This is a genomic window from Streptomyces sp. NPDC004629 (genome assembly GCF_042873595.1).
Classification (GTDB): Bacteria; Actinomycetota; Actinomycetes; order Streptomycetales; family Streptomycetaceae; genus Streptomyces.
Genome location: NZ_JBIALO010000026.1, coordinates 39,123 through 60,994, shown reverse-complemented (window position 1 = coordinate 60,994; position 21,872 = coordinate 39,123). Strand labels below are relative to the sequence as shown.

The following is a 21,872-nucleotide window of genomic DNA, read 5'->3' as shown; positions in this document are numbered from 1 at the left end:
CGGTGGTGTCCTCGCTCACGGTCCGGGGCGGTTCTCTCGACGGGTCGGTCCGTCTCCGTCTCCGCGCCGTGCCCGGCCAGGTGGACGCCCGTACCCGGGACGGGAAGATCACGGTGCGAACCGCGAACTGAACGGCCCGTGTGTTCGTCCTCTGTGGGTGGGAGAATGACACCACCGAGGACGCAACACAGCACGGGAGAGGGATGTGACGGCGACACCGGCGACGACACCATCGCAGCCGTACCCGCCGTTCGCACGGCCCCGGCGCGGCCCCTCGGCCCTCCGGGACGCCCTCACCCTGATGAGCCTGCCCGTGCTCGTCGCCCTCGCGGTGCCCGGCGCGTTCGCCGGCGGTGGCACCCGGCGCTGGTTCGGCGGGCGGGCGGAGAGCCAGCGGGCGCAGGCGCAGACCGCGAAGGACGCCGCGGCGGCCGCGTTCTACGAGCTGGACACGGCCCAGCGCGACCTCAGGATCTCCATCGAGACGATCACGGCCGTCGACGACTCCCCCGCGGCCCGGCGTGCCGTCTCCGACTTCGACGCGCTCGGCCGGCGCATCGACGAGGCCAGCCACCGCTATATCGAGGCCGTCGACGCGCATGACCTGGACCGGGACGACCTGGAGGCATCCGTCGCCTCCCGGGCGCGCGGCGAGCTGACCGCGGCCAAGGAGGAACTGGTCCGGGTCAAGCAGGAGCTGGACCGGTTCGGCGACGGGCTCGGACCGCTGCTCGGCAAGGCCGAGACCCAGCTGGCCCGGCTCGCGCCCGCCGTGGAACGGGCCCGGCAGGCGCTGCTCGCCGCCTCGAACGCGCTGGACGCCGTCCGGGGCGCGGGACTGAAGGCGGACGACCTCGCCGCCCGGCTCGCGGCGCTCTCCCCCGAACTGACCCGGCTGAACCAGGGCGCCGGCCAGCACGGGGTGCAGCCGACGCTGGAGCGGGCCGAGCGGGTGGCGCGGGACGCGGAGGCGATCCGGGTCGAGGCGGAGCGGCGGCCCGAGCAGGCCGCCGAGATCGATCACCGGCTGGTGAGCCTGCGGACCCGGGCGCAGGCCCTGACCACCCGGGCCGGGCAGGTCGACCCGGTGCTGAGCGAGTTGCGCCGCCGGTTCGCGGCGGCCTGCTGGCAGGACCTCCAGCAGGTGCCGGCGCAGGCCGCCGAGAACGTACGGCAGGCCGAGCTGAAGCTGCGCGATGCGCAGGCGGCCCGGGACGCGCAGCGCTGGGCGGACGCTACGGCGCTGCTGTCGAGCGCGCGGGCGCTGCTGAACACCACGGACGAGGCGGTGTCCGCGGCCGGTGACCGGCTGACGCGGCTGAACGCCGTACAGAAGGATCCGCAGCGGGAGATCGAGCGGACCCGGTTCGCGATCCGGGACGCGCAGCGGCTGGCCATGGCGGGCCGGGCCACGCCGGACCCGCGGGACGCCCGGCCGCTCGACGACGCGGTGGCCCGTCTGGCGCGGGCGATCGGCACGCTGGAGGGGCGCCACCCCGACTACTGGCACTTCCTGACCGAGACGGAGGCGGTGCGGCAGACGGTGGCCCGCGTGGTCTCCCGCATCCGCGAGGAGCGCGGCGCTCCCGGTCACTGACCGGCATTTGCCCGGGGGGCGGGGTGGGCGGATATTGGGTGGTACGCATGGCCTCCGCACACGCCCCAGGGAGGCGGAGATGGCCTCACATACGATGCGGCCGGAGACGCGCCGCCGGATCCGGTTCGACGAGCACCTGCCCGTCGACCACCGGCTGAATCTGATCTACCGGATCGGCGCGGGCCTGATGGGCCTGTTCCTGCTGGCCTTCGGCGTCCTCGGTCTGACCGACAACATCGGCTTCTTCAACACCGGCGGGAACACCGCGCTGGGTCTGAACACCAACGGTGCGCTCAGCGTTCTGTCGATCTGCGTCGGGGTGCTGCTGTTCGTCGGCATGGTGATCGGCGGGAACTTCGCGTCCACGCTGAACATGACCCTCGGCATCCTGTTCCTGCTCAGCGGCTTCCTGAACCTCGCCCTGCTGGACAGTCCGTACAATTTCCTCGCGTTCCGCATCCAGAACGTCCTGTTCAGCTTCGTGGTCGGCCTCCTGCTGATGGTCTTCGGCATGTACGGCCGCGTCAGCTCGACCCTCCCCCACGACAACCCCTACTGGCGAGCCCGCCACCCCGCCGCCCGGGAACTGGAGCAGCGACACCAACACCCGTAGGGCAACGCCCCAAAGGGGCGCGGGGCTGTATCGACGTGCGGCTCCGCCGCGCGGGCGCGACCAGCCACAACGCAGCCGCAGACGACCGACGGCCCCCGGCCCAGCCGCAACGCTGCCGCGCTCGGAATCGAACGGTAACTGCCGACGGGCGGCCTCGGCGGCTAGCCTGTGCGCATGCCTCGCTACGAGTACCGCTGCCGGAGCTGCGGCGACACCTTCGAACTGAGCCGCCCCATGGCGGAGTCCGCCGCGCCCGCCGCCTGCCCCGCGGGCCACGACGACACGGTGAAACTCCTGTCGACCGTGGCCGTCGGCGGCTCGGCGTCCGCGTCCGCGCCGGCCTCCGCACCCCGGCCGAGCGCCGGAGGCGGTGGCTGCTGCGGCGGCGGATGCTGCGGCTAGCCGTTCCCCCCACCCGACCGCCCCTCCACCCGAGCCGCTCCCGTACCCAGGCCGCTCCCCCACCGGAGCGGGCAGGCTCCCGTGACCGTTACGCGTGCCGTGCCGCTTGCAGGAACTCGCGCAAGATGCGTTCCCCGGCCAGTACCCCCCGCTCCGGGAGGGTGCTGACCGCGGGGGCCGTCCAGCCGGAGTCGGCCAGTTCCCCGTGGCCGGGCCGCCAGCCGCGGTCGGCCGCAAGGAGCAGGTCGGCGTCGAGCAGGGAGTCACCGGCGGCCAGCGTCAGCTCGGCACCGGTGCGGCGGGCGATCTCGCGCACGGCCGCGCTCTTGGTGAGCGGCTTCGGCACGGCGTAGATCTTGCGGCCCTGGAGGGAGACCGTCCAGCCCCGGTTCTCGGCCCACACGGCGAGTTCCTTCACCCAGTCCTCGGGCAGCAGCTCGCGCTCGACCACCAGATAGGCGAACAGGTCGTCGGCGACCCGGTGCTTACGTACCCACGCGGGATCGGCGGTGTCGGCGAGGTGCTGCCTGACCTCGTCCAGCGAGGCGCACTCGGCCGCCAGCCGGGCCAGCACCCGCGCGTGCCAGTCGGGGTCGGACACGCCGTCCACCAGCAGGTGCCCGCCGTTGGCGCAGACCGCGTAGGCGGGCGCCGGGCCGGGCAGGTTGATGCGCTGATACTGCCTGCGGGTGCGGGTGGTGGTCGGCACGAACACGGCCGCGTCGCCCAACTCGGTGAGGAGTTGGGCGGCGGTCTCCGTGAGGTACGACAGCGGCCTGCTCTCGTGCACCTCCACGCACAGCAGCCGCGGCGCACGGGCGTCCGGCATGGTCAGTGCGAGGGCCGCCGCCGAGTAGATCAGGGTGCGGTCGAGGTCGCTCGCCACGAGCACCGGCATCAGACCGTCACCGCCCTGCCGTCGGCGCCGGTGGCGCCCCGCGTGTACTGGGGGTGGATCAAACCCACGCAGGTGTAAGGGAGTTCGTCGACCTCCTCGACGGGTACGCCGCGCTGTTCGGCCAGCAGCCGCACATGGTCCAGGTCGGGGCCCGCGCCGGACCGGGCGAGGATCTTCCACGGCACCCGGCGCAGCAGCACCCGGGTGGTCTCGCCCACACCGGGTTTGACCAGGTTCACGTCGTGGATGCCGTACTCCTCGCTGATGCGCTCGACGGCGGCCCAGCCCGCCCAGCTCGGGGTGCGGTCGGCGGCGGCCAGCTCCTTCACGGCGGCGGCCACCGGGTCCGCGACCTCGGGGAAGCGTGCGGAGACGGCGTCCAGGAAGGCCACCGACAGGTCCGAGCCGGCGAGTTCGCGGTAGAACTTCGCGCCGTGGTAGTCGTGCGGTCCGACGAGGTCGGCGCGCAGGACCGTACGCGAGATCAGGCCGGAGACCGTGGAGTTGAGGCAGGCGGACGGGATGAGGAAGTCCTCGCGGGTGCCGTAGGTCCGTACGCACGCGCCGGGGTCGGCCAGCACCGCGATCTCCGGGTCGAAGCCGGTGATGCCCTCGGCTTCCTCGAACTCCCTGACAGCGTCGGCGAGTTCGCGGGTGATGGCGCCCTTGCCGGTCCAGCCGTCGACGAAGACGACGTCCTGCAGGTCGTGGTGGGCGGCCAGCCAGCGCAGCGCGTTCGCGTCGATGCCACGGCCGCGCACGATGGAGACGGCGTAGTGCGGCAGGTCGAGTCCGTGCCGGAACCGGGCCCAGCGGCGCATCAGCACGCCGACGGGGGTGCCCGCGCGGGCCAGGGAGACCAGGACGGGGCGCGGGGACCGCTCGGCGATCACCGTCTCGGTGACGACGCCGACCGCCCGTGCCAGCCGTGCGGCGGAGGCGTCGAGGGCCTGGTGGAACAGCTCCTGGTACTGCGCGCTCGGCTGGTACTCCACCGGCAGCGACTCGGCGTAGTGGGCCCCGCCGCTCTGGATGGCCTCCTCGCGCTCCTCGGTCGGCGCCTCCAGGGTCACGTCCGAGAGGTCCTGGAGCAGCCAGCCGACCTCGTCGGGTGCGTACGAGGAGAAGGCGGGGCCGCGAAGGGGCTCGGACAGCATGGCGGATCTCTCCTCGCAGGAGGCGGGGACGTACAGGGGCTCGGGGACGTACGACGGTACGACGGCGAGCAGGACGTGCGGGCTGTGCTCGCCGAGCAGGGCCAGCAGGCCGTCGGGGGCGTGCAGTTCGGGGGTGTCGGCGACCGAGTCGACGACCGCGACGACGGCGTCGAAGCCGCCGCCCGCCACGTTGTACGCGTAGCGCTCGCCGGGGCCGTCGGCCGGGTCGTCGTGGGCGGGGAAGACGATGCGGCTGCGTATCGCGTAGCCGGGGTCGTCGACGGCGAGGACGGGCGAGCGGGTGGTGGTGGAGTAGCGGACCTCGGCGGTGACGACCTGCTCCAGTTCGCGGGCGAGCCGCAGCGGCGCGTACATCAGTTCCTCGAAGCCGAGGACCAGGACGCGCCGGGCGTCGGCGGGCAGTGCCTCGGCGACGCGGGCGGCCATGGCCGGCAGGGCCCGCTCCAGGCGGGCCCGGTGCGCGGGCGTGAAGCCATGCCGCCCCCCGTCGGGCAGCCCGTGCGGCCAGCGCACCTCGATCCGCCCACTCCGAATGGGTGCGCCGGGGGCGTCGGCGGCTGTGCCGTCGGGTGTGGTGGGCTCGTGATGGGCGACCAGGGCGCGGCCCTTTTCCAGGACGCCCGCCGGGAGGCGTACCGTGCCCGAAGCCGCTGCGACGAGGTCCACCCGGGCGCCGATCTCGCGGGCGAAGTCCGCCAGCCGGGCGGCGTCGGCCGGCGAGCGCATGTCGACCAGGGCGACCACCACATAGCGTGAACGCGGATAGCGTTCGTGCAGATCACGAATGGTGTTCAGCACCGTGTTCCCGGTGGAGAACTCGTCGTCGACGAGGACCAGCGGGCCGTCGCCGACCAGCAGCGCCGGATCCTCCGGCAGCAGCAGATGCGAGGTGGCGTGCGAGTGGGACTCCTCGAAGCCGCCGGCCCGTGCCACGCCAGGTACCGGGCGGCGCGTGGAGTGCAGATAGGGGGCCAGGTACAGGCCGTCGGCGACCGAGTGGCCGAGCCCGGTGGCGGTCTCCGCGTAACCGAGGACGACCGCGGCGGCGGCCTCCTCGTCGCCCAGCAGCTCGCGCACCCGCCGGCCGAGGGCGACCCCGTGGCCGTAGACCACGGCCGGCGACTGCGGCACGTGCTTGCCGAGCACGTTGGAGACGAGCAGATGCGCCCGCTTGGGGTTGCGACGCAGCGCGAGCCCGAGCATGTCCGTCAGGGTGTCGTCGCCCGAAAGCTCGACGCCCAGCCGCTCGGCGACCCAGCTGCCGGACCAGACCGTGGGAGTGGGATTCATGGGGTTCATGGGTTCCTTGTGCCGCGGGCGCTCAGCCGGGTATTCCGGCGGCCAGCAACTCGACGAAGCCGACGTCCTCATGCGCCACGCCGAACATCTCGGCGCGCAGCAGGGTCCGCTCGGCCCAGGCGCGATGCGGCTTCACCTCGTTCATCTTGTTGGTGTACGCCGACCGGAGCACGCCCCCGCCGCCCCGGTCCGGGCGCAGGATGTCCTGGGCGTCGCTGAACTCCTCGTGACTGACCACGGACAGCGCGTGTACGGGGAGCACATGGGAAGGATGGATGCAGGTCTTGCCGAGCAGGCCGTTGGCCTGGTCCAGGGAGATCTCCCGCAGCAGTCCGTCCATCGCGTGCTCGATGAGCCGTTCGCGCAGCTCGACGGCCTGCCCCTCCAGGAAGGGGCTGCGGCGCAGCATCGGCTTGAACATGCGCTCCGGGACCCGGAAGTACTCCCACACCGGTCCGGTGACCGTGAAGCCGGTGCCGTCGGCCCGGCCCAGCATGTTGACCACGTCGGCGATCACGGAGGCGACGATCTGGACGTCGTACGCCGTCATGTCGGGCGGCCGGCGCAGTCCGTAGGAGGAGCAGAAGTCGGTCACGCCGAGACGCAGGGCAAGCACCCGGTCGCGGTACTTGTCGACCGCGCGCAGGATGCCCTCCAGGGTCTCCACCCGTGACTCCCGGTACAGCAGTTCGGGTGATTCCAGGACCGGCATGGCGAACAGTCGCCTGCCGCTGGCCGCCTCGGCGCCGGTCAGCGCCTCCAGGAAGGGGATGCCGCGCTCCTCGGTGAACTTCGGCAGGACGAAGCCGGACAGCAGCCGGATGCTCGGGCCCAGGCGCCGTACCAGGTCGGGGATCTGTTCGGGGTGGCGGACCCGGATGAACAGCAGCGGCAGCTGCGCGCCCCGACGGGACGCCAGGTCGGCGAACTGCCGGACCAGGTTCTCCTCGCCGGCCACGACGTCCGCGTCGTCGATCGAGTCCTCCAGGCACAGCACCATCGAGGCCACACCGAGTCCGGCCTGCTTGACGATGTCGTCGGCCAGCCGCGGCCGGGTGGCCGGGCTGTACAGCGTGGCGCCCAGGCCTGCGGAGAGCAGCCGGGCCGCGGAGTCGGCGGTGAACTCGCACGGCTCCTGATGGAAGAGGCGCCGTCGCACCTCAGGGGCGATGTGCCCGAAATGACGCATATAACTCCCCCGGGGGCGCAAGGTGGGCCTGTGGGTTCCGTGTTGGGGTGGCCGGTAATAGTACGTAGGGATCCATGCCCTAGGTTCCCGCCGGGCATGAATTTCAGGTAACTCGACGATGTCGACCACGGCCACCCCCCGCGTTGTCGTGACCAGGGCCGAGAGGGCAGGATGACCGCATGACGCACGCGATGCTGAAAGGGTCGAACGTCCCGCTGGAGGCCACGACCGTGCGGGCCGTGCTGCGCTGGTCCCCCGGGCAGGGGGTCCCCGACATCGACGCCTCGGCGCTGCTCCTCGGCCCCGGCGGTCGTGTGCGTTCCGACGAGGACTTCGTCTTCTACAACCAGCCCCGGCATCCGTCGGGGACGGTGTGGCGGCTCGGCAAGAAGCGGGTCGCCGAGGGCCTCACCGACACGATCCAGACAGACCTCTCGGGAGTCGACCCCGGGGTGGGCCGAATTCTGCTGGTCGCCTCGGCGGACGGCGTCGCCTTCGACCGCGTACGGTCCCTGCGCATCCTGCTGTACGACGCGACGGCGGCCGACGGTGAGGCGCTGGCGCACTTCGATGTGAAGCCGGAGACCGGGGCGGAGACGGCGCTGATCTGCGGCGAGCTGTACCGCCGTGGCGAGGGGTGGAAGTTCCGCGCCCTGGGCGAGGGTTACTCCAACGGGCTGAAGGGGCTGGCCACGGACTTCGGTATCTCGGTGGACGAGTCGGAGGCGGCGGAGGAGGAAGCGGCGGCGCCTGCTCCTTTGGAGGTGTCTCGGCCGCTGCCGCCCGAGCAGCCGTCCACGGTGCCTTCGACCGTGCCGGTGCAGCCTGCGTACGGGTATCCGCAGGTGGGGTCGCCCCAGCCGGCGTACGGGTATCCGCCGGCGGTGGCTGTGACCGCGCCGGTGAGTGCTGCTCCGCCGGATGTGCGGTTGCCGCCGCAGGGGCCGCAGTTCGTACGCTAGCGGTGTGGCGGGGTGCGGCCACTGCTGTGGCGGTGCGGCCACTGCTGTGGCGGTGCGCCCACTGGGGTGCCTCGGTTGGTCGTCGGCGGCTGCGGCGCCGTCGTGGCTTGGCGCGCAGTTCCCCGCGCCCCTTTGGGGCGGTTAGTGGCCTGGTTGGGTTTTGTGGCCTCTGCCCCATTGGAGGCCCCAGCCGTATAGGCGGTCCAGTTCTCCCTGGAAGCCGTAGACGAACTGGACCTCGCGTCGGACGACCAGTTCGCCCTTGATGTTCTCGATCATCACCACGGCGCAGGAGCGTGCCTGCGGGTGCCGCTCGTCCAGGCCTATCTCGATCCGCGGACCGTTGCTCGGATAGAGCGTGACGATCGCGTGCGTGCGGTCGAACGCCGGTGTCTGGTCGTAGATGTACACGAACACCAGCAGCCGCTTGATGTTCTCGCGGTGGTCCAGATTGACGTACATCGTCTCGCCGGACGCCGAACCGAACCGGTCGTCGCCGCTCAGCTTGACGTACGGCGGTGCGTTGATGTCGCCGAGGTAGCCGCCGAGCGGCTGTACGACCCCCTTCGTGCCGTCGGCCAGCTCATACAGGCAGCCCAGGTCGAGGTCGACGTTGACCATGCTCTGCCCGTGGCCCAGGATCTCCGGGGGTTTCAGTGCCTTGAAGGGGTGCCGGAACAGACTGGTGCGTTCGACGCCGCCCATGATGTCGGACGTCCGCATCCGCCAGGCCAGGTTGACCCGCAGATGCCCGGTGGCCGCGTCCTGCTTGGACAGGGACACCTGCTGGTGCCGCTTGGTGAGCTGGATGGAGTTGGTGGCGGCGCTGCCCGAGTCGAAGTCGGCCGCGCGCCCGCCCAGCAGCCCGTCGAAGAAGCCCATTCCCGCCCCCAGTACTCATGCCCGGCCTGTGCCGGGGCGGCCGAGCGCGTCGGCCGCCCCGCACAGAGCGTTCCTCACCGGCCGGGGTGTCACACCCCGGACGGGACCTCGGTCTTCTCGTCCGAGCCGGTGCCGCCCTCGGCCGCGGCGAGGGCGCGGTTGCGGCGCACGGAGGACCAGAAGGAGGCGGCGATCAGGACGACGCCGACCAGACCGGTGATGACCTCGTGGATCTGGTACTGGATGGTGACCATGAGGATCACGGCCAGCGCGCCGATCGCGTAGTGGGCGCCGTGCTCCAGGTAGACGTAGTCGTCGAGGGTGCCCTGGCGGACCAGGTAGACGGTCAGCGACCGGACGTACATCGCGCCGATGCCCAGGCCGAGGGCCATCAGCACGATGTCGTTGGTGACGGCGAACGCGCCGATCACGCCGTCGAAGGAGAAGGACGCGTCCAGGACCTCCAGGTAGAGGAACATGAAGAACGCGGCCTTGCCGGCCAGGGCGACGGCCGAGCGCTTCTTTCCGGTGCGCGCGGCCTCCTCCTCTTCGTCGTGTTCGCGTTCCTCCTCTTCTTCGAGGCGGTCCTCGAAGAAGCCGGACAGGCCGCCGACGACCATGTAGGTGATCAGGCCGGCGATACCGGAGATCAGGACGGTCTGGGCCTTGTCGACATGGGCGCCGCCGTGCTGATGGGCGTGGGTGGCGAAGGTGAAGGCGGTGACGAGCAGGACGACCAGCGCGATGCAGACCGACAGCATGTCGACCTTGCCGAGTTTGGCCAGCGGCCGTTCGATCCAGCGCAGCCACTGGATGTCGCGCTCCTCGAAGAGGAAGTCGAGGAAGATCATCAGCAGGAACATGCCACCGAAGGCGGCGATCGCCGGGTGGGCGTCAGTCACCAGTTCCTGGTAGCGGTCCTTGTTGTTGAGCGCGAGGTCGACGGCCTCGATGGGGCCCATCTTCGCGCTGATCGCGACGATCACGACCGGGAAGACCAGCCGCATACCGAACACCGCGATGAGAACGCCGACCGTGAGGAAGATCCGCTGCCAGAAGGCGTTCATCTTCTTCAGGATGCCGGCGTTGACCACGGCATTGTCGAACGACAGCGAGATTTCGAGGATGGACAGGATCGCCACGATACCGAATCCGGTCCACCCCCCGTAGAAGACCGCAGCGACCAGGCCGAGCGCGGTGACCGCGAACGACCAGCCGAAGGTTTTGAGAACCACTGGCTACCCCATCGTGTGTTGGGGGTCCCCACCCAGACGCAGTCTGGGGGAGGGGTCTCCCCCGCGCCGTACTCGGCTTTACGAAACGTTGACTCCGAAGTCTAGAGCGATGCCCCGAAGCCCCGCCGCGTACCCCTGTCCCACTGCACGGAACTTCCACTCGCCCTGGTAGCGATACAGCTCGCCGAAGATCATGGCGGTCTCGGTGGAGGCGTCCTCGCTGAGGTCGTACCGTGCGAGTTCCTGGCCGTCGGCCTGGTTGACGACGCGGATGAAGGCGTTGGAGACCTGGCCGAAGGTCTGGCCGCGCTCGTCCGCCATATGGATCGAGACGGGGAAGACGATCTTGTCGCAGTGGGCCGGGACCTTCGGCAGGTCGACCAGGATGCTCTCGTCGTCGCCCTCGCCCTCGCCGGTGAGGTTGTCACCGGTGTGCTCCACCGAGCCGTCCGGGCTCTTCAGCTGGTTGTAGAAGACGAACCACTCGTCGCCGAGGACCCGGCCGCTCTGGCACAGCAGCGCGCTGGCGTCCAGGTCGAAGTCGGCGCCGGTGGTGGACCGCGCGTCCCAGCCGAGTCCGATCAGGACGTTGGTGAGGTTCGGTGCGGCCTTGGAGAGGGAGACATTGCCCCCCTTGGCGAGTGTGACGCCCATGTTGCTGGTCCTCCCCTGGGTGGAGCCGTTCGGTTGTCCTGCGCGTCCGGCGCCGGCCCCGGGCGGGGCGGCGGCGCCGGACGGAACGGGTCACAATCTCAGACGTTGACGCCGAAGTCCTGCGCGATGCCGCGCAGGCCCGAGGCGTAGCCCTGGCCGATGGCGCGGAACTTCCACTCCGCACCGTGCCGGTACAGCTCGCCGAAGACCATGGCGGTCTCGGTGGAGGCGTCCTCGCTGAGGTCGTAACGGGCGATCTCCTGCTGGTTGGCCTGGTTGACGACGCGGATGAACGCGTTGCGCACCTGGCCGAAGGACTGCTGGCGGTTCTCGGCGTCGTAGATCGACACCGGGAAGACGATCTTGTCCACGTCGGCCGGGACCGACGCGAGGTTGACCTTGATGACCTCGTCGTCGCCCTCGCCCTCACCGGTGATGTTGTCACCGGTGTGTTCCACCGAGCCGTCCGGGCTCTTGAGGTTGTTGAAGAAGACGAAGTTCTGGTCGCTGCCGACCTTGCCCGACCCGTTCAGCAGCAGTGCGCTGGCGTCGAGGTCGAAGTCGGTGCCGGTGGTGGTGCGGACGTCCCAGCCCAGACCGACGAGGACAGCGGTCAGGCCCGGGGCCTCCTTGGTCAGTGATACGTTGCCGCCCTTGCTGAGGCTGACTCCCACGAGTCCTCCATATGTGTCCGGGGGCGGGGAGCCCCGTAGTGCGTCGGATACCGGATCAACGAGTCGATCCTAGTGACGGGTTCCCGCCCCCCGCAGGCCCTGGAACCGAAGAATCGACGGTATCGGTGGCGGGGGGCCGCGTCACAGGGCGCCGAGCGCCCGCACGTACTCGTCCAGGTCACGCGCGTTGGGCAGGGCGTTGACGACGGTCCAGCGCACGACCCCGTCCTTGTCGATGATGAAGGTGCCGCGCAGGGCGCAGCCCTTGTCCTCGGCGAAGACGCCGTACGCGCGCGAGGCCTCGCCGTGCGGCCAGAAGTCGCTGAGCAGCGGGTACTCCAGACCCTCCTGCTCGGCGAAGACGCGCAGGGTGTGGATGGAGTCGTTGGAGACGGCGAGCAGCTGCGTGTCGTCGTTGACGAACGTCGGCAGGTTGTCGCGCAGTTCGCACAGCTCGCCGGTGCACACTCCGGTGAAGGCGAAGGGGTAGAAGAGGAGCACCACGTTCTTCTCGCCGCGGAAGTCCGAGAGCCGCACGGTGCGGCCGTGGTTGTCCTTGAGTTCGAAGTCGGGCGCCTTGTCGCCGACCTGGATCGCCATCGTCCTGTGTCCCTTCGGTGGGGCTGTTCGGGTGAGACCACCCTACGCAGCGATCACCGGGGTGCGGCGGACGGGCCGGGGCGGGCCCGGCCCGTCCCGCGTACGGGATGAGGCGGCCTACTTCCTGGTCTTGGCGGCCTTCGGCGTCACCAGACGCGAGCCGCTCCAGTCCTTGCCCACGCTGACGCTCTTCGAGGCCGACAGCCCCGCCGTCGTCGCGGCTTCGGAGATGTCACTCGGCTCCACGTACCCCGAACGGCCGGTCTTCGGCGTGAAAAGCAGGATCGCGCCACCCTCCTCGATGTATGTGGTGGCGTCCACCAGCACATCCGTCAGGTCGCCGTCGTCGTCGCGGAACCACAGCACCACGGCGTCGGCCACGTCGTCGTACTCCTCGTCCACCAGGTCGCTGCCGATGACTTCCTCGATGGACTCGCGGAGCTCCTGGTCGACGTCGTCGTCGTAGCCGATCTCCTGGACCACCTGCTCGGGCTGGAACCCCAGCCTTGCGGCAGGGCTCGTCCGCTCCTCCGCGTGGTCCGCGGTCGCGCTCACGGGTTGCCTCCTGATCATGTTTCGGTGAATGACTCAGCCACGCGCGTGCGCGAAGCATTGGCCGTAGTCCACACGGGCGGGGCGGATCGCGCAAGTACCCGGCCGTTCAGACCGCCGAAACGGTGACGATCCCGGCCGTGTCGACGCAACTCCTGGCACCGTATCGCGCGGCACTCGACCGCACACCACACCCTTGTGCCCGGTTTGCCTCGTTCGGAATCATCCGCCTATACGGCCATCGAACAGCTTTGCCACGCACCGTACACCCTGAGGCGTATCGTTGCGTTTCGACTGGACCGCCCGGAATACGAGGTGGCCAGGGGCCGGACGGGCGCCTCCACGCCGCACGGTGGAGGTGACGTACGCCTTGCCGAGGTACACGATGTTGGCAGGCAGAGCCAGACACAGCAGCCCTTCGACAGGTAAGGAACAGCGTGGCTTCCGGATCCGATCGCAACCCGATCATCATTGGCGGCCTTCCGAGTCAGGTTCCTGACTTCGATCCCGAGGAAACCCAGGAGTGGCTCGACTCCCTCGACGCCGCCGTCGACGAGCGCGGCCGGGAGCGGGCGCGCTACCTGATGCTCCGCCTGATCGAACGGGCCCGCGAAAAGCGGGTGGCCGTGCCCGAGATGCGCAGCACGGACTACGTCAACACCATCGCGACCAAGGACGAGCCGTTCTTCCCGGGCAACGAGGAAATCGAACGCAAGATCCTCAACGCGACCCGCTGGAACGCGGCCGTGATGGTCTCCCGCGCACAGCGCCCCGGCATCGGCGTCGGCGGCCACATCGCCACCTTCGCCTCCTCCGCCTCGCTGTACGACGTGGGCTTCAACCACTTCTTCCGCGGCAAGGACGACGGCCGCGGCGGCGACCAGGTCTTCTTCCAGGGCCATGCCTCCCCCGGCATCTACGCGCGCGCGTACCTGCTCGACCGGCTCACCGAAACGCAGCTCGACGGCTTCCGCCAGGAGAAGTCGAAGTACCCCAACGGGCTGTCCAGCTATCCGCACCCCCGCTCCATGCCGGACTTCTGGGAGTTCCCGACGGTCTCCATGGGCCTCGGCCCGCTCGCCGCGATCTTCCAGGCCCGGATGAACCGTTACATGGAGGCGCGCGGCATCGCCGACACCTCCGGATCGCACGTGTGGGCGTTCCTCGGCGACGGCGAGATGGACGAGCCGGAATCACTCGGCCAGCTGACCATCGCCGCGCGTGAGGGCCTGGACAACCTCACCTTCGTCGTCAACTGCAACCTCCAGCGGCTGGACGGCCCGGTGCGCGGCAACGGCAAGATCATCCAGGAGCTGGAGTCGGTCTTCCGGGGCGCCGGCTGGAATGTGATCAAGCTGGTCTGGGACCGCACCTGGGACCCGCTGCTCGCCCAGGACCGCGACGGCGTGCTGGTCAACAAGATGAACACCACCCCGGACGGCCAGTTCCAGACGTACGCCACCGAGTCCGGCGCATACATCCGCCGGCACTTCTTCGGCGACGACCACCGGCTGCGCGCGATGGTCGAGAACATGACCGACGACCAGATCCTGCACCTGGGCCGCGGCGGTCACGACCACCGGAAGATCTTCGCGGCGTTCTCCGCGGCCAAGGCGCACAAGGGCCAGCCGACGGTGATCCTGGCCAAGACGATCAAGGGCTGGACGCTGGGCCCCAACTTCGAGGGCCGCAACGCCACGCACCAGATGAAGAAGCTGACGGTCGACGACCTCAAGCACTTCCGTGACCGGCTGCACCTGCCGATCTCCGACCGTGAGCTGGAGTCCGGCCCGCCGCCGTACTACCACCCCGGCCGGGACACCGAGGAGATGCAGTACATGCACGACCGGCGCAAGGGGCACGGCGGCTATGTGCCGACCCGGGTCGTGCGCTCGAAGCCGCTCGCACTGCCGGGCGACGCGACGTACGCGACCGTGAAGAAGGGTTCCGGACAGCAGTCCGTCGCCACCACCATGGCGTTCGTACGGCTGCTGAAGGACCTCATGCGGGACAAGGAGATCGGCCGGCGGTTCGTGCTGATCGCACCGGACGAGTACCGCACGTTCGGCATGGACTCCTTCTTCCCGAGCGCGAAGATCTACAACCCGCTCGGCCAGCAGTACGAGTCGGTCGACCGGGATCTGCTCCTCGCCTACAAGGAGTCGCCGACCGGCCAGATGCTGCACGACGGCATCTCGGAAGCGGGCTGCACGGCCTCGCTGATCGCGGCGGGCTCCGCGTACGCGACCCACGGCGAGCCGCTGATCCCCGTCTACGTCTTCTACTCGATGTTCGGTTTCCAGCGCACCGGTGACCAGTTCTGGCAGATGGCCGACCAGCTGGCGCGTGGTTTCGTACTGGGCGCGACCGCCGGGCGTACCACCCTGACCGGAGAGGGGTTGCAGCACGCGGACGGCCAGTCCCAGCTGCTCGCCTCCACCAACCCGGCGTGCGTGGCCTACGACCCGGCCTACGGGTACGAGATCGCGCACATCGTGCAGGACGGGCTGCGCCGCATGTACGGCGCTGACGCCGAGCACCCGCACGGCGAGGACGTCTTCTACTACCTCACCGTCTACAACGAGCCCATCCGGCACCCGGCCGAGCCGGCGAACGTGGACGTCGAAGGCATCCTGAAGGGCATCCACAGGATCGGCGAGGGCACGGCGGGCTCGATCCCGGCGCAGATCATGGCGTCCGGCGTCGCGGTGCCGTGGGCGCTGGAGGCGCAGCGGATCCTCGGCGAGGAGTGGAACGTCCGCGCGGACGTCTGGTCGGCGACCTCCTGGAACGAGCTGCGGCGGGAGGCGGTGGCGTGCGAGGAGCACAACCTGCTCCATCCGGACGAGGAGCAGCGCACGCCGTACGTCACGCGGAAGCTCGGCGGTGCGGAGGGGCCGTTCGTGGCCGTGTCCGACTGGATGCGGTCGGTGCCGGACCAGATCGCGCGGTGGGTGCCGGGGACGTATCAGTCGCTGGGCGCGGACGGGTTCGGCTTCGCCGACACCCGGGAGGCGGCGCGGCGCTTCTTCCACATCGACGCGCAGTCGATCGTGGTGGCGGTGCTGACCGAGTTGGGGCGGGAGGGGAAGGTCGACCGGTCGGTGCTGAAGCAGGCGGTCGACCGTTACCAGTTGGCTCCGCCGGCTTAGCAGTGGGGTCGTGTTTCGGGGCGGGGGTCGGCCTTTGGGGTGCGGGAGCGTTGTGGTTCTCGCGCCGTTCCCCGCGCCCCTGACGGGGCGCCGACCCCCGGCCTTCCCGTGCGGGAGCGTTGTGGCTTGTCGCGCCGTTCCCCGCGCCCCTAACGGGGCGCCGACCCCCGGCCTTCCCGTGCGGGAGCGTTGTGGCTTGTCGCGCCGTTCCCCGCGCCCCTAACGGGGCGCCAACCGCCGGCCTTCCCGTGCGGGAGTGTTGGGGGTTCTCGCGGCGTTCCCCGCGCCCCTGACGGGGCGCGGGGGTGTTTTGCTGCGGTAGCGCGGTGCGGGTGAGGGGGTGAACTGGTTAGATGTGGCCCACGCCCGCGCCTGCCTCCGCGTTTTCGCCGCGCTTGGTCAGGAACGCGACCAGGACGGCGACGATCGCCACGCCCGCGGCGACCAAAGAGGCCAGGCTCATGCCGGAGATGAACGTGTCGTGCGCGACGGCGGTGATCTTCCCGGCGACGGCCGCGGGCGTGCCCTCGGGCACCGGGGCCACCCCCACCTGTACCGCCTCGGACGCCTGGGCGAGCTGTTCGGACGAGAGCTTCGGCAGCCCCGCGTCCGTCCAGTTGCCCGGCAGTGCGCTGTCGACCTTGGACGCCATCACGGCACCCAGCACCGCCGTCCCGAGGCTGCCGCCGATCTGCATCCCGGCCTGCTGGAGACCGCCGGCCACACCGGACAGCTCCATCGGGGCGTTGCCGACGATGACCTCGGTGGCGCCGACCATGACGGGCGCGAGGCCGAGGCCCAGCAGGGCGAACCAGATCGACATCACAGCGCTGCCGGTGTCGGTGTCCAGCGTCGACATGCCGTACATGGCGATCGCGGTGGCGGCCATGCCACCCGCGAGCGGGATCCGCGGGCCCAGCTTGGTGATCATGGCGCCGGCGAGCGGGGAGCCGACGATCATCATGCCGGTGAGCGGGAGCAGGTGCAGACCGGCGTCGATCGGGCTCATGCCGTGCACGTTCTGGAGATAGAACGTGACGAAGAACAGGCCGCCCATGAAGGCGATGGCCATGAGGACCATCAGCACCACACCCGCCGACAGCGGGATGGAGCGGAACAGGCCGAGCGGGATCAGCGGCTCCTTCACCCTCGTCTCCCAGAAGGAGAAGAGCCCGAAGAGCAGCACAGAACCGGCGATGAACGCCCACGTCAAGCCGGCGCCCCAGCCCCACTCCGGCGCCTTGATGAGCGCCCAGACGAGGCAGAACATCGCACCGGACAGCAGGACGATGCCGGGGATGTCGAAGGAACGCGGCGCGTTCTCGGCCCGGTGGTCCCTGAGGATCAGCACACCGAGGACGAGGGCGAGGATGCCGACCGGCACGTTGATGAAGAACACCGACTGCCAGTTGACGTGCTCGACCAGGACACCGCCGAGGATCGGGCCGCCCGCGGTGGAGGCACCGATGACCATGCCCCAGATGCCGATCGCCATGTTGAGCTTCTCGGCCGGGAAGGTGGCCCGCAGCAGGCCGAGCGCGGCCGGCATCAGCAGCGCGCCGAACAGGCCCTGGAAGACACGGAAGGTGACGACAAGACCGATGCTGTCGGACAGGCCGATGGCGCCCGATGCGGCGGCGAAGCCGACGACGCCGATCAGAAAGGTCTGCCGGTGACCGAAGCGGTCACCGAGCTTGCCCGCGGTGATCAGGGAGACCGCGAGTGCGAGGAAGTAGCCGTTGGTGATCCACTGGACCTGGGCGAAGGTCGCGCCGAGGTCCTTCTGGATCGCCGGGTTGGCGATGGCCACGATGGTGCCGTCGAGGGCCACCATCATGACCCCTACGGCGACGGTGATGAGCGTGAGCCACGGATGGCCGCGCAGGCCTGCGGCCGGGGCCTGGACCGACGGGTCCGACGGAACCCGGTCCGCCTTGTCCCCCGACCCCGCCGCGTCGATGGTGGTCTGACTAGTCATACCTTCGAGGCTAATGACAGCGGCTGACAATTGACAAACCAATTCACAAGTCGGTAACTGTCATGTCACTCACATATAGCCTGAACTGGGAGAACGGTTCGCCCAAAGAGGCGCCCAGAGGTGGAGGAGCCCCGTGGAGACGCTGCGCGAGCGCAAGAAGCGTCGCACCCGGGACGCCCTGCTGCACGCCGCACTCGACCTGTTCACCACCCAGGGGTACGAACAGACGACCGTCGACGAGATCGCCGACGCCGTCGAGGTGTCGCAGCGCACATTCTTCCGGTACTTCCCCGGAAAGGAGGAAGCGGCCTTCGCCATCCAGGAGATCACCGAGGCCCACTTCCTCCAGGCGGTGCGCGAGCGCCCGCCGTGCGAGCCCCCGCTGGAGGCGCTGCGCCAGGCCGTGCTGGAGGGCTGGGAAACCCTGAACGAGGCCGTCGCCTCCGTCGTCCCGGTCGAGACGTATCTGCGCATGTTCCGGGTGATCGAGTCGACGCCCGCGCTGCTCGCCGCCCATCTGCGCCGCTCCGTGGAGACGGAGGAGGCGCTGGCACGGCTGCTCGCCGAGCGCGAGGGGGTGGACGTCGAGACGGACCCGCGCCCACGCCTCCTGGTGGCCGTGTTCGGCGCGGTGATAAGGGTCACCGGGCGCACATGGTCCGCGGGCGACGATGTCAGCGTCACGGCGATACGCGACCTCACCAGGTCCTATCTGGACCTGGTGGGACCCGAGCTGGTCGGGAGCTGGCGAGCGGGCTGAAGCCGCCGCGTCCGCCGAAACGTGATACCCGTCACTCGGTTACCGCGAGACCCTCTCGTTCTCCTAGTGTGTCCTCCCAGTGACTTCCTTCGACACCTCCCCGCAACTCAACGTCTGGCGCGCGCTGCTCGCGCTGGCCGTCGTGTTCGTGATGCTCGCGACCACCGGCTGGACCGCACTGCGCAGCCACCGCGAGGCGGGCCCCCTGCAGGCCTCGCTCACGGCGTGGGAGCACGGCAGCGTGCACGGCCGCCGGCTGCCCGACCCGCATGCGGCCCCCGCCGCGCTCACCCGGTTCTTCGCCTCGCTCAGCGCGCAGGAGCGGGTCCGGCTGGCGCACCGGTACCCGCTCGCGGTCGGCAACATGAACGGCGCCCCGGTCGAACTGCGCTACCGCGCCAACCGCATCGCCCTCGACGAGGCGCGCAAGGCCGAGCAGAAACGCATGCACGACACCAGGCTCACGCCCGCCGGCCAGCAGCAGGCGGGCCGTCGTATGCACCGCTTCGAGGCACTGCTGACCAAGGGCCGGCACATCCTGGCCTTCGACCCCGCGGGCCCGGGCCGGATCGCCGAGGTGTTCGGCAGTCTCCGCAAGGCGCAGCGGATCTCGGTCGTCGTCCCCGGCGTCGACACCGACCTGCTCACCTTCCAGAAGACGTACAGCCCGTACTCGGCGCCGGTCGGCATGGCCAAGGCGCTGTACGCGGCGGAGCGCACCCAGAGCCCCACGACCCGTACGGCCGTGATCGCCTGGGCCGACTACACCTCGCCCAACGGACTCGGCGTCGACGCGGCCACCGCGATGCGCGCCGAGGACGGCGCCGTCCGGCTGAACGCGCTGCTGCGGGCGCTGCCCGGCGCCGCGCCCCTGTCGCTGTTCTGCCACAGCTACGGCTCCGTGGTCTGCGGGGTGGCCGCGCACGGCATGCCGCGCCGGGTGACCGACCTGGCGGTGGCCGCGAGCCCCGGCATGCGGGTCGCGAAGGCCACCCACCTGGGCACGGACGCCCGGGTGTGGGCGATGCGGGACGCCACCGACTGGATCCAGGACGTGCCCTATCTGGAGGTCGGGGGGCTCGGGCACGGCGCGGACCCCGTGTCCGGCGCGTTCGGCGCGCGGGTGCTGTCGGCGCGGGACGCCCAGGGGCACAGCGGCTATTTCGAGCCGGGCACGGACAGCCTGCGCAACCTGGCCGACATCGGGGTAGGCGCGTACCACTCGGTGACGTGCGCCCGCGACGACGAGGGGTGCCGGACGGGTCTGACCGACGGCTCTACGGTCGAACGCGCGTAGAACTTGCAGGAAGTGCGGTCTGCTCGGGGAGGGACGGAGGAGCTTGTGCCGCATACGATGAGCCGCATGGGTGACGTGCTGGCCGGATTTCATGCCGCCTGGGAGTTCGAGTCCGACTCCGTGCTCATCCGTTACGAACGGGGGATTCGAACGCCCAAGTTGTTTCAGGCGCTGGGGGAACGACGTGTCCCACTGGCCGCGCTCGAAGGGGTGACGCTCTCCCCCGGACGGCGCGGCACCGTCGTGCTGCGCGCGGAACCCCGGCCCGGCGCCGATCCACTGATGGAGGCGGCGGCCGGGCAGCTCAAGGAGCACAGCGACCCCTACCGGCTGGTGCTGCCCGCCGAGCGGGCCACCCTCGCCGAGTACTACGCCGACGAACTGCGCGCGCAGCTCACCGAGTCCGGCCCGGCCGAGCGCCACCTGGTGGCCGCGCCCGAGGCGCCCCGGCACTTCAAGGCGTACGACGGGAAGGCGTCCTTCGACGGGACCTCGGTGCACTTCCGCTGGTCCTGGACGGGCGCCTCCACCGCGAAATGGAAGGCCGGCGACCAGCGCTTCCAGGTCGCCGACCTCGGCGGCGTCGAATGGCGCTCCCCCGAGGTGTTCGAGGGCCATCTGCGGCTTCTGCACCGCTCCCCCGCCGCCGGCTGGACCGCCCAGCCCGACCAGGACCCGGCGACGGTCGTCTTCGGCCTCGGCTACGGGCCCGTCCACGAGTCGCTGCCCTTCGCCGCGGCCGTGCTGGCCGCGGTGCGGGCGCGCGGGCCCGTGGCCGCGGTGCCGGCGACACCGCCGCGCCGGCGCGACCCCGCGGACATCGCCGAGCGGATCCGGCACCTCGGGGAGCTGCACCGGGCGGGGCTGGTCACGGACGAGGAGTTCTCCGTGAAGAAGGCCGAACTGCTGGCGGAGCTGTAGCCGCCGCGGTCAGCGGCCGGCCCGTTCCCGCTCGAAGTCGCGCCCGGCGTCCGCGTAGAAGCTGATCTTTCGGTCCAGTACGGCGAGGGTGTCCTGGAGTTCCGCGATCCGGGCCAGCACGTCCCGGCGGGTGGACTCCAGCAGTTCGTGCCGCTCCAGGAAGGTGTGGTCGCCCTCGCGCACCAGCTCCGCGTACCGGACCATGTCCGCCACCGGCATGCCGGTCAGCCGCAGCTTGGTGACCAGGTCGAGCCAGTCCAGGTCGCGGTTGGTGTAGCGGCGCTGGCCGGTGTGCGAGCGGTCGATGTGGGACATCAGGCCGATGCGCTCGTACCAGCGCAGGGTGTGGGCGGTCAGGCCGGTGAAGGCGACGACCTCGCTGATCGTGTAGTGGTCCTGGCCGTCGGGGCGTGGGTGCCGCCGGGGTGGGGCGGAGCAGATGTCGGCGGGGGTCTGGGCTTGCTCGGTGGCCGCGGGCGTGGTCTGCATCACCGTCATGGGTTCCACGCTATGACCTTTGAGTGCACTCCAAGCAAGTGGCTGCGCCGCCTTGGCCGGGTGGGGTGTTGCTCGCTGTGCCGTTCTTCGGGTGCGGGTGCGTCGTGGCCGGTCGCGCCGTTCCCCGCGGGCCCCTGCGGCGGGGCTTCGGCCGTCGATTCGGGTGCGGGTGCGTCGTGGCCGGTCGCGCCGTTCCCCGCGGGCCCCTGCGGCGGGGCTTCGGCCGTCGATTCGAGTGCGGGAGCGTTGTGGGTTCTCGCGCCGTTCCCCGCGGGCCCCTGCGGGGTGCCTCGGCCGTCGATACGAGTGCGGGAGCGTCGTGGCCGGTCGCGCCGTTCCCCGCGGGCCCCTGCGGGGTGCCTCGGCCGTCGATACGAGTGCGGGAGCGTCGTGGCCGGTCGCGCCGTTCCCCGCGCCCCTAACGGGGCGCCTCGGCCGTCGATACGAGTGCGGGAGCGTCGTGGCCGGTCGCGGCGTTCCCCGCGCCCCTATCGGGGCGCCTGCCGGCGTCGTTCGAGTGCGGGAGCGTTG

At 70.5% G+C, this 21,872-nt stretch carries 19 protein-coding genes; 8 read left to right on the top strand and 11 right to left on the bottom strand.

Translation table 11 applies throughout. The features are described 5' to 3' along the window. Positions 1 to 205 precede the first annotated feature (205 nt). From ACFYTE_RS31705 to ACFYTE_RS31695, 3 genes are all read left to right on the top strand, one after another. Positions 206 to 1,597 (top strand): hypothetical protein, encoded by a 1,392-nt coding sequence (locus ACFYTE_RS31705; RefSeq protein WP_388718000.1) that lies wholly within the window; start codon positions 206 to 208, stop codon positions 1,595 to 1,597. A gap of 79 nt (positions 1,598 to 1,676) precedes the next feature. Then, entirely contained in the window at positions 1,677 to 2,210 is a 534-nt protein-coding gene (locus ACFYTE_RS31700; protein WP_388717997.1) for a DUF4383 domain-containing protein, read from the top strand. A gap of 174 nt (positions 2,211 to 2,384) precedes the next feature. Then, entirely contained in the window at positions 2,385 to 2,612 is a 228-nt protein-coding gene (locus ACFYTE_RS31695) for a zinc ribbon domain-containing protein (RefSeq protein WP_388717994.1), read from the top strand. 88 nt (positions 2,613 to 2,700) lie between these two features. On the opposite strand, the gene ACFYTE_RS31690 is transcribed toward ACFYTE_RS31695, so the two are convergent. The 3 genes from ACFYTE_RS31690 to ACFYTE_RS31680 are packed head-to-tail and all read right to left on the bottom strand — an operon-like array spanning position 2,701 to position 7,176. After that, on the bottom strand, positions 2,701 to 3,510 hold the full coding sequence (locus tag ACFYTE_RS31690; RefSeq protein WP_388717991.1) for an HAD family hydrolase: 810 nt from the start codon (positions 3,508 to 3,510) through the stop codon (positions 2,701 to 2,703). Next, on the bottom strand, positions 3,510 to 5,978 hold the full coding sequence (locus tag ACFYTE_RS31685) for a phosphoribosyltransferase (RefSeq protein ID WP_388717988.1): 2,469 nt from the start codon (positions 5,976 to 5,978) through the stop codon (positions 3,510 to 3,512). The genes ACFYTE_RS31690 and ACFYTE_RS31685 overlap by 1 nt, the downstream gene beginning before the upstream one ends. A 31-nt stretch (positions 5,979 to 6,009) precedes the next feature. After that, positions 6,010 to 7,176: an HpcH/HpaI aldolase/citrate lyase family protein gene (locus tag ACFYTE_RS31680; protein WP_388717985.1), complete on the bottom strand. Its 1,167-nt coding sequence runs from the start codon at positions 7,174 to 7,176 to the stop codon at positions 6,010 to 6,012. Between the two features lie 179 nt (positions 7,177 to 7,355). On the opposite strand from ACFYTE_RS31680, the gene ACFYTE_RS31675 reads away from it, so the two are divergent. Beyond that, positions 7,356 to 8,138, top strand: coding sequence for a TerD family protein (locus ACFYTE_RS31675; RefSeq protein ID WP_388717982.1), 783 nt, complete (start codon positions 7,356 to 7,358; stop codon positions 8,136 to 8,138). A gap of 141 nt (positions 8,139 to 8,279) precedes the next feature. On the opposite strand, the gene ACFYTE_RS31670 is transcribed toward ACFYTE_RS31675, so the two are convergent. From ACFYTE_RS31670 to ACFYTE_RS31645, 6 genes are all read right to left on the bottom strand, one after another. Then, a complete protein-coding gene (locus ACFYTE_RS31670; protein ID WP_388717979.1) occupies positions 8,280 to 9,020 on the bottom strand; it encodes a Tellurium resistance in 741 nt (246 codons plus the stop codon). An 89-nt stretch (positions 9,021 to 9,109) separates the two neighbouring features. After that, positions 9,110 to 10,255: a DUF475 domain-containing protein gene (locus ACFYTE_RS31665; protein ID WP_388717976.1), complete on the bottom strand. Its 1,146-nt coding sequence runs from the start codon at positions 10,253 to 10,255 to the stop codon at positions 9,110 to 9,112. Between the two features lie 78 nt (positions 10,256 to 10,333). After that, positions 10,334 to 10,909 (bottom strand): TerD family protein, encoded by a 576-nt coding sequence (locus ACFYTE_RS31660; protein WP_388717973.1) that lies wholly within the window; start codon positions 10,907 to 10,909, stop codon positions 10,334 to 10,336. Between the two features lie 98 nt (positions 10,910 to 11,007). Further along, complete coding sequence (locus ACFYTE_RS31655) at positions 11,008 to 11,583, bottom strand: TerD family protein (protein WP_388717970.1); 576 nt, start codon at positions 11,581 to 11,583, stop codon at positions 11,008 to 11,010. 141 nt (positions 11,584 to 11,724) lie between these two features. Next, on the bottom strand, positions 11,725 to 12,183 hold the full coding sequence (locus tag ACFYTE_RS31650; protein ID WP_388717967.1) for a peroxiredoxin: 459 nt from the start codon (positions 12,181 to 12,183) through the stop codon (positions 11,725 to 11,727). A 117-nt stretch (positions 12,184 to 12,300) separates the two neighbouring features. Further along, positions 12,301 to 12,738, bottom strand: a complete 438-nt coding sequence (locus ACFYTE_RS31645) for a DUF3052 domain-containing protein (RefSeq protein WP_388717964.1) — start codon at positions 12,736 to 12,738, stop codon at positions 12,301 to 12,303. 434 nt (positions 12,739 to 13,172) lie between these two features. Here ACFYTE_RS31645 and aceE point away from each other — a divergent pair, with 434 nt between their 5' ends. Continuing rightward, positions 13,173 to 15,887, top strand: a complete 2,715-nt coding sequence (aceE, locus tag ACFYTE_RS31640; RefSeq protein ID WP_388717961.1) for a pyruvate dehydrogenase (acetyl-transferring), homodimeric type — start codon at positions 13,173 to 13,175, stop codon at positions 15,885 to 15,887. A 349-nt stretch (positions 15,888 to 16,236) separates the two neighbouring features. On the opposite strand, the gene ACFYTE_RS31635 is transcribed toward aceE, so the two are convergent. After that, the gene (locus tag ACFYTE_RS31635) at positions 16,237 to 17,865 is read right to left on the bottom strand and encodes an MFS transporter (protein WP_388717959.1); all 1,629 of its coding nucleotides are present in this window, start codon (positions 17,863 to 17,865) and stop codon (positions 16,237 to 16,239) included. A gap of 133 nt (positions 17,866 to 17,998) precedes the next feature. Between ACFYTE_RS31635 and ACFYTE_RS31630 the strand changes: the two genes are divergently transcribed. The 3 genes from ACFYTE_RS31630 (at position 17,999) to ACFYTE_RS31620 (ending at position 20,843) form a co-directional block, all read left to right on the top strand. Next, positions 17,999 to 18,625, top strand: a complete 627-nt coding sequence (locus ACFYTE_RS31630; protein ID WP_388717956.1) for a TetR family transcriptional regulator — start codon at positions 17,999 to 18,001, stop codon at positions 18,623 to 18,625. Positions 18,626 to 18,704: 79 nt separating this feature from the next. Beyond that, positions 18,705 to 19,922, top strand: coding sequence for an alpha/beta hydrolase (locus tag ACFYTE_RS31625; protein WP_388717954.1), 1,218 nt, complete (start codon positions 18,705 to 18,707; stop codon positions 19,920 to 19,922). A 66-nt stretch (positions 19,923 to 19,988) separates the two neighbouring features. Further along, a complete protein-coding gene (locus ACFYTE_RS31620; RefSeq protein ID WP_388717951.1) occupies positions 19,989 to 20,843 on the top strand; it encodes a DUF4429 domain-containing protein in 855 nt (284 codons plus the stop codon). Positions 20,844 to 20,852: 9 nt separating this feature from the next. On the opposite strand, the gene ACFYTE_RS31615 is transcribed toward ACFYTE_RS31620, so the two are convergent. Further along, the gene (locus tag ACFYTE_RS31615; protein WP_388717948.1) at positions 20,853 to 21,341 is read right to left on the bottom strand and encodes a MerR family transcriptional regulator; all 489 of its coding nucleotides are present in this window, start codon (positions 21,339 to 21,341) and stop codon (positions 20,853 to 20,855) included. Positions 21,342 to 21,872 lie beyond the last annotated feature (531 nt).